Annotated in this window: 15 protein-coding genes; 12 read left to right on the top strand and 3 right to left on the bottom strand. The window is 40.8% G+C overall.

The annotated features are described in order from the left end of the window. The first annotated feature begins 1 nt into the window (after window position 1). From lspA to L976_RS11435, 9 genes are all read left to right on the top strand, one after another. Window positions 2-514 (top strand): signal peptidase II, encoded by a 513-nt coding sequence (lspA, locus tag L976_RS11475; RefSeq protein ID WP_037421196.1) that lies wholly within the window; start codon window positions 2-4, stop codon window positions 512-514. After that, a complete protein-coding gene (fkpB, locus tag L976_RS11470) occupies window positions 514-936 on the top strand; it encodes an FKBP-type peptidyl-prolyl cis-trans isomerase (RefSeq protein WP_047536852.1) in 423 nt (140 codons plus the stop codon). The genes lspA and fkpB overlap by 1 nt, the downstream gene beginning before the upstream one ends. Window position 937: 1 nt before the next feature. Beyond that, a complete protein-coding gene (ispH, locus tag L976_RS11465) occupies window positions 938-1894 on the top strand; it encodes a 4-hydroxy-3-methylbut-2-enyl diphosphate reductase (protein ID WP_047536849.1) in 957 nt (318 codons plus the stop codon). A gap of 192 nt (window positions 1895-2086) precedes the next feature. Further along, window positions 2087-2674, top strand: a complete 588-nt coding sequence (gene pilV / locus L976_RS11460; RefSeq protein WP_047536846.1) for a type IV pilus modification protein PilV — start codon at window positions 2087-2089, stop codon at window positions 2672-2674. 13 nt (window positions 2675-2687) lie between these two features. Further along, complete coding sequence (locus L976_RS11455) at window positions 2688-3647, top strand: PilW family protein (RefSeq protein ID WP_047536843.1); 960 nt, start codon at window positions 2688-2690, stop codon at window positions 3645-3647. 11 nt (window positions 3648-3658) lie between these two features. Continuing rightward, on the top strand, window positions 3659-4123 hold the full coding sequence (locus L976_RS11450) for a pilus assembly PilX family protein (protein WP_047536840.1): 465 nt from the start codon (window positions 3659-3661) through the stop codon (window positions 4121-4123). Between the two features lie 4 nt (window positions 4124-4127). Continuing rightward, on the top strand, window positions 4128-7646 hold the full coding sequence (locus L976_RS11445) for a pilus assembly protein (RefSeq protein WP_047536835.1): 3519 nt from the start codon (window positions 4128-4130) through the stop codon (window positions 7644-7646). A 10-nt stretch (window positions 7647-7656) separates the two neighbouring features. After that, window positions 7657-8049 (top strand): type IV pilin protein, encoded by a 393-nt coding sequence (locus tag L976_RS11440; RefSeq protein ID WP_047540417.1) that lies wholly within the window; start codon window positions 7657-7659, stop codon window positions 8047-8049. Continuing rightward, a complete protein-coding gene (locus L976_RS11435; RefSeq protein ID WP_047536832.1) occupies window positions 8046-8351 on the top strand; it encodes a TapY2 family type IVa secretion system protein in 306 nt (101 codons plus the stop codon). The genes L976_RS11440 and L976_RS11435 overlap by 4 nt, the downstream gene beginning before the upstream one ends. Before the next feature lie 150 nt (window positions 8352-8501). Here L976_RS11435 and L976_RS11430 read toward each other — a convergent pair whose 3' ends face one another. Together L976_RS11430 and L976_RS11425 are read right to left on the bottom strand one after the other, a co-directional pair. Beyond that, window positions 8502-8996 carry a GspH/FimT family pseudopilin gene (locus L976_RS11430; protein WP_047536829.1) on the bottom strand — a complete coding sequence of 165 codons (495 nt, stop codon included), beginning with the start codon at window positions 8994-8996 and terminating at the stop codon, window positions 8502-8504. Between the two features lie 275 nt (window positions 8997-9271). Further along, window positions 9272-9784, bottom strand: a complete 513-nt coding sequence (locus L976_RS11425) for a GspH/FimT family pseudopilin (protein WP_047536825.1) — start codon at window positions 9782-9784, stop codon at window positions 9272-9274. 246 nt (window positions 9785-10030) lie between these two features. On the opposite strand from L976_RS11425, the gene glnB reads away from it, so the two are divergent. Continuing rightward, window positions 10031-10369, top strand: a complete 339-nt coding sequence (glnB, locus tag L976_RS11420; RefSeq protein ID WP_011073353.1) for a nitrogen regulatory protein P-II — start codon at window positions 10031-10033, stop codon at window positions 10367-10369. Window positions 10370-10561: 192 nt separating this feature from the next. Next, window positions 10562-11851, top strand: coding sequence for an NAD(P)/FAD-dependent oxidoreductase (locus L976_RS11415; protein WP_037421015.1), 1290 nt, complete (start codon window positions 10562-10564; stop codon window positions 11849-11851). A 165-nt stretch (window positions 11852-12016) separates the two neighbouring features. Here the strand turns inward: L976_RS11415 and L976_RS11410 are convergent, their stop codons facing one another. Then, window positions 12017-13033: a LacI family DNA-binding transcriptional regulator gene (locus L976_RS11410; RefSeq protein ID WP_047536817.1), complete on the bottom strand. Its 1017-nt coding sequence runs from the start codon at window positions 13031-13033 to the stop codon at window positions 12017-12019. 426 nt (window positions 13034-13459) lie between these two features. On the opposite strand from L976_RS11410, the gene L976_RS11405 reads away from it, so the two are divergent. Continuing rightward, on the top strand, window positions 13460-16054 hold a 2595-nt coding region (locus L976_RS11405), incomplete at its 3' end, for a TonB-dependent receptor (protein ID WP_047540414.1).

Here is a 16054-nt window from a genome sequence, read left to right as displayed (position 1 = left end):
TATGCCATTAACTTGGAAAGACAGTGGCTTACGTTGGTATTGGGTAGTTGTATTGGTGTTTTTGGCCGATCAACTATCCAAACAATGGGTCTTAGCCAATTTTGATTTGTTCGAATCGGTGCAGTTATTACCTTTTTTTAATTTCACCTATGTACGTAACTATGGCGCCGCATTTAGCTTTTTAAGTGAAGCGGGTGGTTGGCAACGTTGGTTATTTACCTTAGTGGCCGTTGGTTTTAGTACCTTGTTGACTGTGTGGCTGCGCAAGCAAGCGGCATCTCTCTGGAAGTTAAATTTGGCTTACACCTTAGTGATTGGTGGCGCCCTAGGTAACTTAATCGATCGATTGATGCATGGTTTTGTGGTGGATTTTATCGATTTTTATTGGGGTAAGAGCCATTATCCCGCCTTTAATATCGCCGATTCCGCGATTTTTATCGGCGCAGTGCTGATCATTTGGGATTCGTTTTTTAACAGCAAATCCGAACAAGATAAAACCGAAGAGGTGAAGTAGTGACTGTGACACGTTCGTTATTGTGCCATATGAATATTGTGCTTGAAGATGGTTCGACCGCCGATAGCACTAAAGCCTCGGGTAAGCCAGCACGTCTCAATATCGGTGATGGTAGTTTAAGCCCAGCATTTGAAGCGCAGCTTGCCTCCTTGAATGAAGGTGATAAGCACAGCTTTACGCTTGAAGCGGTCGATGCCTTTGGTGAGTCAAATCCCGATGCGATTCATTATATGGATAGAACCCGCTTTCCAGCCGATATGGAGCTTGAAGTTGGCGTTATCGTGAGTTTTGCTGGTCCTGGCGGCAGTGAGATCCCCGGAATTGTGCGTGAGGTTGCGGGCGATTCGATTACGGTCGATCTCAATCACCCTCTAGCGGGACGCAAAGTGACATTTGAACTCGACGTGGTGAAGGTACTTTAAGATGAAATTAGATCCTACCAGCCCAAGTTTAAATATTATGCTGGCAAATCCTCGCGGCTTTTGTGCTGGTGTGGACCGCGCCATTAGTATTGTTGAGCGTGCGCTCGAGTTATTTTCGCCGCCGATTTATGTTCGCCATGAAGTCGTGCATAACCGCTATGTGGTGCAAAATCTGAAGGATCGCGGTGCCGTATTTGTAGAAGAGTTAGACCAAGTACCGGATAACAATATTGTGATCTTCAGTGCGCATGGAGTTTCTCAGGCGGTACGTGCCGAAGCTAAGGCGCGTGGGTTGCGAGTATTCGATGCGACTTGTCCGTTAGTCACCAAAGTGCATTTGCAGGTCACTCGAGCAAGTCGCAAGGGTATTGAATGTATTTTGATTGGCCATGCGGGGCATCCTGAAGTTGAAGGCACCATGGGACAATACGATAACCCCAATGGTGGTGTTTATCTGATTGAGTCCCCGGCAGATGTCGAGACTTTACAAGTTCGCGATCCTAATAACCTCTGCTTCGTGACTCAAACAACGCTCTCGGTCGATGATACACTCGATATCATCAGCGCCTTATTAAAGCGTTTCCCGTCCATCGAAGGCCCACGTAAGGATGATATTTGTTACGCGACGCAAAACCGTCAGGATGCGGTGCGTAACTTATCGGCCGATGTGGATCTGTTAATTGTGGTCGGTTCGAAAAACAGCTCTAACTCTAACCGCTTGCGTGAATTAGCATTAAAAACGGGTACAGAGTCTTATCTGGTTGATACTGCAGATGATATTGATTCATCTTGGTTTGAGGGTGTAACTAAAGTTGCTGTAACGGCTGGTGCGTCTGCACCAGAGGTTCTTGTACAGCAAGTGGTTCAAGCCATAGCGAAATTAGCGCCAAGTGTGGTGACTGAAGTCGAAGGACGAAAAGAAGATACTGTCTTTGCCGTACCCGCTGAACTACGCTAATTAATGTAGAAAATAGTAGTAAATTGAAAGAGGCCAATGGCCTCTTTTTTATTGTCTAAGTATGACTAAATTCAAACAAAGCATAATGAGATTGCAGCTTATATGCTATTGTTACTGGCCACTTACATTTTACTCATCTATTATTAACTGTTAGCAATGGTTTTATCGTAAGATTAAGATTTAAAAGGGTAAATAGCTGAAAAGCATGTCAAAAATATGACTAAATTCGAACGATTGACACATCAAGGATTTCAACGAGGCTTCTCACTAATTGAAGTGCTTGTTGCATTAGTGATCTTAGTGATTGGCCTGATCGGTATTTTTAATTTACACATAGTGGCTAAGCGCGGCAGCTTTGAATCTTTTCAGCAGACACAAGCTTCTTACTATGCCAACGATATTATTAACCGTATGAAGCTTAATCGAACGCAATTAGCCAATTATAGCGGAGAATATACTGGAACGCTGGCTAAGCCGGCTAAAGAGTGTGATGTTGCTGTTGGCGCAGTCAGTTTGTGTTCTCCAGCTGAAACTGAAGCTTGGGACCTTTATCAATGGGAACAGAGTTTCATGGGCGCTGCGGAAATCGTTGATGGCCAAAATGTCGGTGGATTAGATACTCCAACAGCTTGTATAGCCATTGATGGAACGACGGTGACTGTTGCCGTGGCATGGAGAGGTATTCGTGAGGGCGCCGGCACAACATACACAGGGAATGAATGTGGTGAGGATCTTGGCACTCGTCGACGTATTTTTGTTGTATCAACAGTGATTATTTAGGCGAGCAGACAAAATGACGAATGTTCAAAAGGGAATGTCGTTAGTGGAGTTAATGGTTTCGATGCTGATCGGGCTATTTCTTACGCTAGGGCTGTTCGCCATGTTTAGTATGTCATCTTCAAATGTGGTAACGACTAGTCAATTCAACCAATTACAAGAAAATGGCAGGATTGCATTGGCGCTGATGGAAAGAGATATTACCCAACTTGGTTTTATGGGGGATATTACGGGAACGGACTTTATTCTTGGAACGAATATGGCGCTAAGAGACGGCATTACCAATGATTGTATTGGTGCTGGTGTTAACAATGGTACATTGCCTAACGCCGAGCTTGCACACTTTAGGCGTCTTTGGGGATATGAAGCTGGAAAAAGTGCAGAGGGTTTGACTTGCTTAAATGGTGTTAATCCGAATACGGATGTTATTCAAATTAAAAGGCTTATTGGGCCGCCGGTTACTAACCCTAATGGTGAACGTTATTATATGGCTGTAAATCCAACTGAAGCAGTGTTATTCAAAGGGGGAAACCCTCCTAATCCTGCACTTGAAAATGCCCGCTTCTGGGAGTATCAGCATCATATATACTTTATAAAAAATGACGGTTCTGTGCCAGTATTAAGACGTAAAACACTCACTAAAAATAATGGCATGAATAACGAAGAACAATTAGTTGAGGGAATAGAGAATATGCGTATTCTCTATGGTTTTGATAGTAATGGCGATGATACTGCTGATAGTTTTATGCCTGCTGAAAATGTTACACCTTTAATGTGGGATAATGAATTGTTTCAGCGTTTAGTTGCAATTAGGGTTTTCTTATTAGTTAGAGCGATTGATGAAGATAAAACCTATACAAATGAAACTACTTATAATTTAGGCGATAAGGAAATCAAAGGATTAAACGACCATTTTAGACGAAAAGTGGTTTCAACTACTATGGTGCTTGCCAATCCTGTGTTAATTCGAAATTAGAGGGTGAATGGATGAGAAAGCAAAAAGGAATAGTACTGTTTTTCGCACTCATAGTCCTACTATTAATGACCATCATAGGTGTCGCGTTGGCGGTAAATTCTACGCAATCTATGCGAATGTCAGGTGCGGGTTCTGAGCGAATAGAAGCTAAAGCAATCGCCGATGGCGGCTTAGAAGCGGTTTTGGAGAAAGTTAATAAAGAGAAGAGTTTAACGACTTTATCAAATATCATGACTGCGACAGAGTTCGGTTCCCTACAAACATTAACACCGAGCCCATTTGAAGTGGACGCTGCGGGTAATGTAGTTGTTGGTGCGAAAGATGTTGAGTGTCAAAGAAATTCTAAACCAACACCTTTTATAGATTGTCGTCGGGTAGAAATTAGAAGTACAGCTAATTTTGGTCGTGATAATTTAGGACAACTTACAGTTATTATGTTAGTGGAGCAAGAAGTAATAGCTGGGACGGGGGGGTGAAGATATGCTAACTAAAAAACTCACTTTGTGTACATTGCTTGCATTGGCTGTAACGTCAATATCAACTTCAACCTCAACCTTTGGCGATGATACGGAATTATATGTTAAAGAGTCGACAACTCGCACGGGTGCTCGGCCTAAAGTCTTGGTTATTTTTGATAACTCGGGAAGTATGTCTACCGAAGAAATTACTCAGGTGATTGATTATGATCCCGATTATGACTATCCCCCTGTTAGTGGTTCAGGGTACAGTGGCGATCGAATCTATTACACCGTGGGAGGCGGAGCATTACCAAAGCCTGATACCAGTTCTGATAGACGATATTTTGATGCTACGATAAACGGCTGTAATCAAAGTAAAGCTGCATTGGATCAATATGGCCGTTTTACAGGCTATATTCGCGAGTTCACTTCAAGTGGGACTACGGGGGTGTGGAAAGAGTTTCCTGAGACAGATGGTCGTAATATTAAGGTGGTTGATTGCTGGGAGGATATTTCTACAATAGATCCTCAAAACTCATCTTCTTACAATGACGGATTTCCTGCTAATGGGTTAACAATACAGAGTGGTTGGAAAAAGAAAGCATTTCCTTATTTTACGTCATCTTCCCCCAGTAGCACATGGGGTGATGCTTTAATTGCCGCAAAAAATACAGATTTTGGTGTTGGTCAGCCTGTCACTTTTTATACAGATAACTATTTAAGATGGTATTGGTTGTCTAAAGACGGACGGTTGCCAACCGTAAAAGTTTCAAGGTTAGAGATTGCGAAGAAGGCGATTTCTAACATTATTAATTCTACCCCAACTGTGGATTTTGGGTTGGCTGTATTTAATTACAATTATCCTAATGAGGGGAATAGGGATGGTGGCCGGATAGTTTCTGGTATTACACAAATGACGGATGCTGCTCGAGATAGCTTACTATTAACTATTGATAAGTTACCAGCAAAAACTAATACACCTTTGTGTGAAACTATGTATGAAGCCTATCGTTATTTTGCTGGTAAAAGTGTTGTTTTTGGACACGCGGATACCGATTATGGCTCTTATGTAGGCAATCGCCCTCCTTATGATACTTCTGTAGAAAAAAACGGTACTTATAGTAGCCCATTTAAAGTTTGTACTGATATTGCCTATGTGATTTATGTTACTGATGGCTCACCAACAGTTGATGGAAGTGCTAATAACGATGTTAAAAGTTTAACTGCGGCAGCAAGTAAAAGCGGTGATTATTCCTCATTTTCTCAGGGTTTAAGTTCGCCTAGTTATTTACCTGCATTAGCAAGTTATATGTTCAATAATGATCTAATCAATAAACTTGATAGCTCTAACACTGAGCAAATGCAAAATGTGCGCACTTATACTATTGGTTTTAGTAAAGGCGCAGAGGATGCGGCCCCCTTATTAGCGGAAACTGCTAAACGTGGTGGTGGCTTATATTTTGCGGCTCAGAATAGTTTAGAATTACAAAATGCCCTTAATGATGCGTTATCAAATATTCTTAATATAGACTCGAGTTTTACTTCTCCAAGTATTGCGAGTAATAACTTTGATAGAACACAAACCTTTGATGCTGCTTACTATGCGATGTTTTTACCAGGTAAAGGTCCTCGCTGGAGTGGTAATTTAAAGAAACTTAAAGTAACAGCTGATGGCACCTTAGTTGATAGTCAAGGAAATGCGGCTATTGCTGATAACGGAAATATTAAAGATACCGCTTGTACGATTTGGTCTGATTGCGCCAGTCAAAAAGATGGTAATAAGGTGGAGGTTGGTGGTGCTGCGGCTCAAATCAAGAGTCAAGCGAGTCGAACCATTTTGAGTAATTTAGGAGGAGCAAATAGTTTGTCTCCTCTTACGTTATCGAATGCACAAAGTGCCGCTGGTGGCGATCAAGCTTTAGCTACCTTTATGAGGACCAGCATTGATGAAGTCGCAAATACTCTAGACTGGTTAAAAGGTATTGATGTTGACGACGACAATAAAAACGGTAGTACAACAGATAAACGCAGTGATGTTATGGGAGACCCTTTACATTCGAAACCTCTTGCATTGAATTTTGGTAGTGAAACGGCCACGGATATCCGAATTATTTTGGGCACAAACCAAGGCGTTTTACATATGTTTAAAGATGCTGGTGAGTCAGTGTCAGAAACATGGGGATTTATACCCTACGAGCTTTTACCAAATTTATTTGAGCTTAGAACGAATGACCCATCAGGTGTCCACACTGTGTATGGAATGGATTCATCTCCCGTTGCTTATACTGAAACGGATTCTACCGGTAAAGTAAACAAGGCTTGGGTTTTTGTAGGTATGCGGCGTGGTGGCTCATCTTATTATGCTCTAGATGTATCTAATCCAGACAGTCCCTCTCTTATGTGGACTATTAATCCTTCTAGTGATGGTTTTGCCGATCTAGGTCAGACATGGTCGGAACCAATTGTGACTAAAATAGTTGGTTACGATAAACCGGTATTGATTTTTGGTGGAGGTTATGATGTGAGCTTTGATGCTACGCCGACGACTTCACCCCTAGGTAGTGTTGTATATATTGTTGATGCACAAAAGGGAACGCTGATCCATTCTTTTGGCGGATCGGCGAGTGGAGCAACTGTGCTTCCAGGTATCCAAGGCAGTATTCCTAATTCAGTCGCAGTGCTTGATAGCAACACTGATGGCTATACAGACCGCATATATGCATCGGATGTTACAGGTAATATTTGGCGTATGGATTTACCTACAGCAAGTTCAAGTACATGGACCGCTTTTAAGTTTGCTTCATTGGGAGGTTCAAATAGCGATAATAGACGTTTCTTCGCAGAACCTGTGGTTGCGCAAACAATGTTTACTAATTTGTCCGAAGTATCGGTGACAACTGGGACCGAAACCGTAACGACGAAAACACACCAAAATGTCCCCTATGATGCCGTTGCTGTGGGTAGTGGAATGAGGCCAAGTCCTTCAAGCACTGATGTTAATGATATGTTTTTTATGCTTCAGGATCGTAACGTCGTCACTAAGAGTTTTACGGGAGGTAATGTGCCCGCAACGATTACAGTTAATAATTTGTATGATGTGACATCAAGTGCTCCTACGTCAGAAACGGATAATATCAATTTCGGTACTAAACTTGGTTGGTATTATGATTTTTCTGGACTCGGTGAAAAAAGCTTGACTGCGGCACTGATTGTTCAAGGAAAAGTATATTTTACCTCTTATTCACCGCCAGCCGATTCTGTTGCTGATAACGTTTGTTTAGTTTCTGGTGCTGGTAAGCTCTATGCATTTGATTTACATAAAGGAACAAGATCTTTTTCTCAGTTATATTATGAACTCGGAGAAAGAGTTCCTGACACGCCGCAAATTGTGATCCCAGCTCCAGAATCTGGTAAGGATCCCTATATCTATATTATTGGTGTCGGAAAAGGCGATAAAAATGAAAATGGTGAATACAGTGGCACGATAAACGTCGCTTCTGGTTTAGGTGTCAATAAAATTTATTACCATATAAATGAGTAAATATTTGTATATGAAGATTAAAGATAACGGTTTTACATTAATTGAAGTGATGATAGTTGTTGTTATCATCGGAATTTTATCGGCAATCGCATATCCTTCTTATACTCGATACGTGGCGCAAAGTACGAGAGCTGAAGGTTTGTCGGCGTTGATGAGATTAGCCAATTTACAAGAACAGTATTACTTAGATAATCGTAAGTATGCTACTGATTTAACTAAGCTGATAGGCGCAGATCCCTATATTACTGAACATGGTAATTACTCTGTGACATCAAGTGGTACTACATCATTTACGCTAAAAGCAGTCGCAAAAGGAGTACAGGCAAGCAGAGATTCATCCTGTACACCTTTAACCATTACAGATACCGGGGCTAAAGGTCCAAGTACGGAGTGTTGGAAATGAAACGAGTCATTCTCTCCACGATTTTGGTGTTGATATCGAGTAAAGTTTGGGCTGACAGCGGAAATCCACAGGTCGAACAGGATTTTAAATGTTATATTACGTTTAAAAATAATGCTGAAATTGCTTTTTATCGTTGGAAAATGAGTGAAATGCCATTGAGAATGGCAAATCTCGTTGGGACTCTTCGTCAGTCGAGTGATGGTAAAAAGTCTTACATCAATGCAGTAGAAGAATGCGTTGAGCTTAATGCTTCTTTCAACAGCCTTAAGGCTCAAGAATTGGATAAGTTGACACCTAGATAAACACTTTTAGTGATTCATTTTAAGCTTAATAAAAACTTAGCGCCAAAACGATGGTTTTAAACTTAGCATTAAAAATGCCAAATCGTTTTATTTGATTTGGCATTTTTGAAATTGAATATAGTGATAATTTGTAAGTGGATGCTCAGTCAGTTATAAGCAATTTTGGTTATCACTTCCCTCTTTGATTAATCCTGATGTACTAATTTTTATGCTTTTAGAGCCGTCACTTTCTCCACTTGGACAATATATAATCGATGTTTCAGTAGAGACTAAACCATCTGAAGTGAAGTTTACTGTTTTATCTGTAGGGCCGCTAAGGGAGATCGTGTCTTTCGAGTTAAATCCATCAATTACCTTTAAGACTTTTTTAGCGCCACTGTTCTCAATATAGACACTAAACCCTTTACTCCAGTCATTGCCACAGGGTGTTGCTGCATAGGGGCATACTGTGACTGTAGCACCGTAATTCACCGCTTGATTTCGCGCAAAGGCAAAAAGGTCATTAATTTTTTGTATTTCATTTGCGCTACGAGTCGCTTCATACATTGAAGTAAAAGAGGGGACGCCAATAGAAAGAAGTAAAGCCGCAATTGCGATGGTGACCATTAGTTCAACTAAAGTAAAACCTTTTGAGAGAGTAAACATTGAATAATCCTCGCGTTAACTCGGTTAAGTATATGCGAGAGAGCCTACAAGATCAGTAACTATCTAAGATATTCAATATAACCAATAAGTTGTTTTACAGTGTCGTTTATAATTAGCACAGCCAATACACTAGGTTTAAATGGTTTTAGTTATGTACGAGTAATTTATATTCAGCATAGAGAAAGCTGATACCCTGCACCTCAATACTGTGGCAGGGCATTAACAACTTAGCAGCATTCAATGGATTGTGTACTAGCATATTAACCAATATGCATTTATTTACAGTCAATATTTTTTGCCGTAGATAAGCGAACTCGTCCCGCTTGATTGACCACAATTGCTTTAGAATTTTTGTTATCTAATGTTCGTGGGCAATATTTAAAGGTGCCGTTACTGCCTGATGCAAGCCCATCTGGCTGAAATCTTACAGAGTTACGGTTGTACTTTATAAAATCTTTGCTATCGAATTCATCAATAATCATTATCACTTTATCATTTAAATCAAGTGTTTCAGCTGCACCTGAGTCAGTAAAAACTGAGATACCTTGCTGCCAGTTATCAGTGCACTGTCCATTAACGAGAGGACAAGCAGTTACCCTATATCCGTAGTTTATTGCGGTGTTACGTGCAAATGCGAATGTTTGTTGAACCGTTTTTATATTCGAATCTGCTCTAAAATGGTCAGTTATGTCAGTATACGCTGGAGCCCCAATCGTAAGGAGAAGTGTTGATATGGATAAAGTGGTGAATAGTTCTATCAGGCTAAAACCATTTTGATGGGTATTCATAACAGTTCCTTTGTCATAAGTATCCCGCGTCCAGCAGGCGGTTTTAAACATCAACAGCTAACTACAAGTATAAATGTCAGGCTAGGATCTGCGATGTAATTTTTAGATTTTTATGTGCTAAGAACCGTTTTATAGAAACTGTGTTTTATGAGTAAAGCGATGCCGATGCTTCAATAATACCTTAACCCCGTGTAAGCTAGTGTTATTCTGTTTGATTATCTGTAAGCAAGTGCTGAGGAATGTTTGATGAAGAAAGTTGAAGCCATTATTAAGCCTTTTAAATTAGATGATGTGCGCGAGTCACTTGCTGAGATTGGGATCACGGGAATGACTGTGCTCGAAGTCAAAGGTTTCGGTCGTCAGAAAGGACATACGGAGCTTTATCGTGGTGCTGAGTATATGGTTGATTTTTTGCCAAAAGTAAAAATTGAGCTTGTGATCCAAGATGATCTCGTTGATCAAGCTATAGATGTGATTGTTGAAACTGCACGTACTGGTAAGATTGGTGATGGCAAAATATTTGTGACAGATGTTGAGCGGGTTATCCGGATTCGAACTGGGGAAGAAAACGAAGAAGCGGTTTAAATCTATTCTTTTAAAATTAGGGCCTGAGGGCCCTTTTTTGTCGCCTAAATTTTATCACGTAGCTCATTAAGTCGTTCGATTTCTGAAATATCTTTAATGTAAAATGGTCTGCTTAGTTAGACTAAAGTAGTTATCTCTTATCTGTTCCATGGTATAACTTAGCCACTTAAATGAGCTTGTGAGGTTGTTATTTTGGCTACGAAACGAATCGTGATTGTGGGCGGTGGAGCTGCAGGTTTAGCGCTGGCCTCAAAATTAGGCCGTAAGTTGGGCGGTGGTGATGTCGTCGATGTCTGCTTAATTGATAAAAGCCCTATTCATATCTGGAAGCCAAAATTACACGAAGTTGCTGTGGGGGTTATCGATCAGTCGATTGAGGGATTACTTTACAGAGATCATGGCCTTAAAAATGGATATCGTTATATTCGTGGTGAAATTGAGCAGTGTGAACCAGATGCAAAGACTATTCAGCTTGCTGCTGTATATAGTGATTCAGGAGAATTATTGCTTGAACCTCGTCAGATTGAATATGATTATTTAGTTCTGGCCTTAGGTGGAGTATCCAATAGCTTTAATACCCTAGGAGCAGAGCAACATTGTATTTTTCTCGATAGTTTAGATAACGCTAACTTATTTCATCAAAAGCTCTTGGATGCCTTGTTACAACTCAATGAAACACAAGAGAAAGTCAGTATAGGCATTGTTGGCGCAGGCGCAACAGGCGTTGAGTTAGCCGCTGAACTTCATCATGTGATTGAATCAGTAAAAGAATATGGTTACCTTAATATCTCAAAACATCATCTTGATGTGCATCTTATTGAAGCCTCTCCCAAAATTCTTCCCCAACTACCTGAGCGTGTAAGTGCTAGAGCCCAAGCCGTACTTGATAAAATCGGTATTCGTTTACACATCGGGGTGCAGGTAAAGGAAGTGACGCGTGATGGCTTCATCACTCAAGATGGTGATGTGATTGAGGCGGGCCTAAAGGTTTGGGCGGCTGGCGTTAAAGGTCCAAAAGCCTTCCGAAATTTTTCTAAACTGCCTATTACGCCGCGAAACCAAGTCGAAGTTGATGCCTGTATGCGGGTGAAAGGCCATCAAGATATTTATGCCATTGGGGATTGCGCCCTATTAATTCTTGAGTCTGGTCAACCTGTTCCGCCACGCGCTCAAGCCGCCGCTCAGATGGCAGATACGCTATATGAGAATATTGTGAACCGGCTACAAAATAAGGCTGAAAAGGCTTTTGTCTATAAAGATTATGGTTCCTTAGTTTCATTAAGCCGCTTTTCGGCCGTGGGTAATTTAATGGGGAATCTGCGCTCTGGTACTTTCTTCGTTGAAGGCCATATCGCAAGGCTGATGTACATCTCTTTATATCAAAGGCATTTAGCGAGCCTATATGGCTGGTTCTCTGCGATTATTTATCGCATCGCACAAAAGCTACTCAAGTGGCAAAGACCAAAGCTGAAATTACACTAATGGTATAAACACGAGTGAGCTATGCTCTCTCGTGTTTTTAGTATGGCATTTTTCGATATTGGATTTGATATTACTGCTACTAGAGAATCCGTTTACGTACTACGACGACAATGCGCCACTTTTGCATCACACACTACGAATATAAGTCTAAAACATCAATATATCCTAGTGTTTAGGTGAGGCTGAAGAATCGCGGATAACCGGCTCTGGGGTAAATGTTTTTGCAAATTTAGCATCTAGCTCACGACGTTTATCGATTAACAGTTCTGTCGCAACTTGGGCAATTTCAGAATTGGGTTGATGAACTGTGGTAAGCTTCGGCCAAGTTTGGCGTGAAAATGGGCTATCTTCGAAGCCTACAATTGATAGATCGCAAGGAATATCAAGCCCTGCTAAACGTGCGGCAAAAAGTGCTCCAGCTGCAATTTCGTCGTTACAAGCAACAATCGCAGTAGGACGGTTTTTAAGTTTAATCAGGATATTTGCGCCTTCGACCCCCGATTCAAATGAGTATTTCCCTTCAATTATGTAATCCTCATTCAGAATTAGATGGTTTTTTGTTAATGCTTGTTTATAGCCAAGTAATCGTTCTTTCGTGGATTCGTGGTGCAAATCACCACTTATAAAAGCGATATTTTTATGGCCCAAATCAATCAAATGCTGGGTTATTTCAACCGCCCCCGACTTGTCATTCACTAAAATGGTGAGCCCATCTGGCTCTTTAACTCCTTCCCCTGCAATAATGCGGACATAATTTGCATCGATCTCGTTGAGAGATTTCAGTACTTTTGGATCTTCTGAAAGTGGCGGTGTTAACACTAAACCTGCAAGCCTCGAATGTTTAACAAGCTGAGTCAGCTCATCACAAATTGTGTCAGATTTAGCATTACAAGGGTGGATAACAAGCTCGTAGCCTTTATCTTTACATGCCGATAAAATCCCATTTTGCATATCAATAATGTAATACGCATTAGGATTATCATAAATAAAACCAATAGCATAGGATTTTGTCCCTGCCAGATTTCTTGCGGCAAGATTGGGCTGATAATTTAATGCTTTAATGGCCTCGTTCACTTTATCAATCGTGGCTTGTTTCACCGATGGCTCATTATTGGTTACGCGGGAAACTGTCTTGATTGACACTCCAGCATATTTAGCGACGTCGTTGATAGTGACTTTCATTGATCTAAAAACTCTTTATTCGAATTTGCGAAGGGCTAGCAGATTGATGAACCTCAATCCTTTAAGCGTAATTTACAAGCCGACAGCGTTGTCAGTTAACTTTTTATTATGTTGCTTATAGTGCGAGCATTTATGCCGTATAGCAATGCTCATTTGTTACAAACTGCGGCATTTTTCAACTGTTAACACTCGGTTATAAGTTGTAATTTTACATCAAATTATTTAAGTGATTATTTTTGCTTAAATATATTCAGATTCTATCCTGCCAAAGTCAGTGTTATGACTTTTTTTTTCGTCCAGAGTTATTTTGTTGTGGCAAGGCTGTTAATTATTGTGTAATGTTTGCTCTAGACATGACAGCGTTGTCATTCCATCGGAATGGTTATGAATACTAAAACGATAATAAAGTTATGGAAGGGAAACGAGATGCGACCATCATCCTTTAAGAAAAGTGTACTAGCTACAAACATTGCTATCCTCCTCGGCAGCGCGGTTTCAATCAGTGCTGTCGCTGCAGAAGCAGCTGCCACTGCTGCCGCTCCTGAAAATATTGAAAAAATTGAAGTGCGTGGTATGAGAGCTTCAATGAAAGCTTCTGTCAACGACAAACGTTTTTCTGACGCTGTTGTTGATGCTGTGACCGCTGAAGATATTGGTAAATTTCCTGACGGTGACGTGGGGGAGTCTTTAGGCCGTATTCCTGGTGTTGCGGTAAACCGTCAGTTTGGCCAAGGTCAACAAGTTTCTATTCGAGGTGCTTCTAGCCAACTTACTAGCACATTATTAAATGGGCATTCTGTCGCCTCAACAGGATGGTTTGATCAACAAGCCATTGATCGCAGTTTTAATTACAGCTTACTTCCTCCCGAATTAGTTGGTGGTATAGAGGTCAAGAAATCTTCTCAGGCTGATGTTGCAGAGGGCGGTATTGGCGGCACAGTGTTAGTTAAGACTCGTAAGCCGCTTGATTTAGAAGCTAATTCTGTATTTTTAAGTGCAAAAGGTGATTACGGTACTGTTTCTGAAGCGACAGATCCGCAGACCTCAGGTTTATATAGCTGGAAAACTGAAGACGAAAAATTTGGCTTTTTAGTTGCTGGTTCATTAGATAAAACTGAATACCAACGTAATGGTATTGAGTCGTTACTTGGTTGGGGGGAAATTGTTCCAACAACTTTCCAACAAGACCGTGAACGCACTGCTGTTAATGCTGCTTTCCAATACAGACCAACTGATAGCCTTGAGTTCGGTCTAAATGTTATGAGTTTGCAGCTTGATGCAAACAATGCCAATACGTCAATTTTCTTATTCCCGACCCAACAGGGTGAAAACAAGTGTCTTAAGAAAAATGCCGCAGGTGTTTGTACTTTAGTTGAGCATACCGATAAAGGTGGTTTTGCATGGGCACAAACTTGGGCTCGTAAGGCAAGCATGTCCTCTGATACAGTGGACCTCGATTTTGCATATCAAGCTGATGCCTATAAGTTAGAAGGCCGTATCGGTAAGACTAAAGCTGAGGGTGGTACCGATTTGACATCCAACTATGGTCAGTCTATTGGTAAAGCGGCAGATTTTGCGGGTATTTACGATGCAACTGGTGATGTTATCAAAATTGACATCGCTAATAATGCTTTCGATGCCAGTGATTTTAATGGCAAGTTGGAAACTGCGGGTTGGGCATTGAAAAAACAACCTAATACTGATGAAGAGTCATTTGCGACCTTTGATATAACTGTTCCAGTTGAGTTTGGTGTTATTACCTCAATTAAATCAGGTATTAGTTATGCGGATCATGACGTAACTCAAACGACTGAAGCTGCGCAATCATCAAATATTACTGCAAAAGACGCCTCTGAATATTACTCAGGAACTATATCATCAGGTGCAGGTTTTACCTTACCTAAGCCTATCTTTGACAATATGATCAGAGATGCTTATGCCGCCATTGATGGCTTTACTTTAGACAAATCTGGTTACGGTACGCTTCAAGAGAAAAACTTAGCTCTATACACTATGGCCACATTTGCTGGTGAAGGTGTACGGGGTAATTTCGGTTTAAGATATATCTCTACCGATGTTGAATCGGATTATTACGCATTCAGTACAAAAGGTACTTATGCAGATGATTTAAGTACAGATAAGGCAAGCTATAATGATGTTTTACCAAGCGTTAACATTGCATTTGATTTAGCAAGTGATTTAATTTTAAGAGCATCAGCAGCACAAGTTATGTCTCGCCCTAACTACGCAGATCTTTTTGCGACTTCTAAATTACCTGGTTTTAACGACGGTACTCCAGGTAACGAAAAGAAAGTAACTGGGAGTGTGAATCTGTTGCCATTTAAAGCCTCTCAAGCAGATTTAAGCTTAGAGTGGTATTTCAGCGGTGAAGGTTTATTTGCAGCAACTTACTTTATCAAAGATGTTAGTTCATTTATTTCAACCCGTGAAAAATTAAATCAACAAATTGGTATTGAAGATCCAAACTTAGTGAGTCAAGGTGGTAGCTCCTGTGGTGCAGGTATATATGACTGTTGGACAGTGAGTGAAAACTATAATGCTACAGGTGGTTCAATAGATGGTATTGAACTGCAATTACTAGATTCATTCGATAACGGTTTTGGTTACTCCGCTAACTACACCTTTGCCGATGCAACCTCACCTGCCGAAAATTATGCTGATCGTGTTGGAGTGTTTTCTGACTCATCTAAGCACACTGTAAACTTAGTCGGTTACTACGAGATGGATGATTTCTCTGCTCGTATAGCATATAACTGGCGTTCAGAGTATATGATGCGTGAATTACCAGGTTTCTACGGTAACCGCGAGCATCAAGCTTATGGCACAGTAGATTTAAGTGCTAACTATAATGTGACAGATTATCTATCTGTAACATTTGAAGTAGTTAACTTACTTGAAGAAGACAGTATTCAGAAAGGTGTTTCACCTGTTGATGCAGAAGGTGTTATTAGTGAATTTAAAGATAACTACCCAGTATGGAGCTTCGATGGTGAAGCTCGC

The organism is Shewanella sp. ZOR0012, from assembly GCF_000798835.1.
Classification (GTDB): domain Bacteria; phylum Pseudomonadota; class Gammaproteobacteria; order Enterobacterales; family Shewanellaceae; genus Shewanella; species Shewanella xiamenensis.
This window is presented reverse-complemented; position numbering and strand designations above follow the sequence as displayed.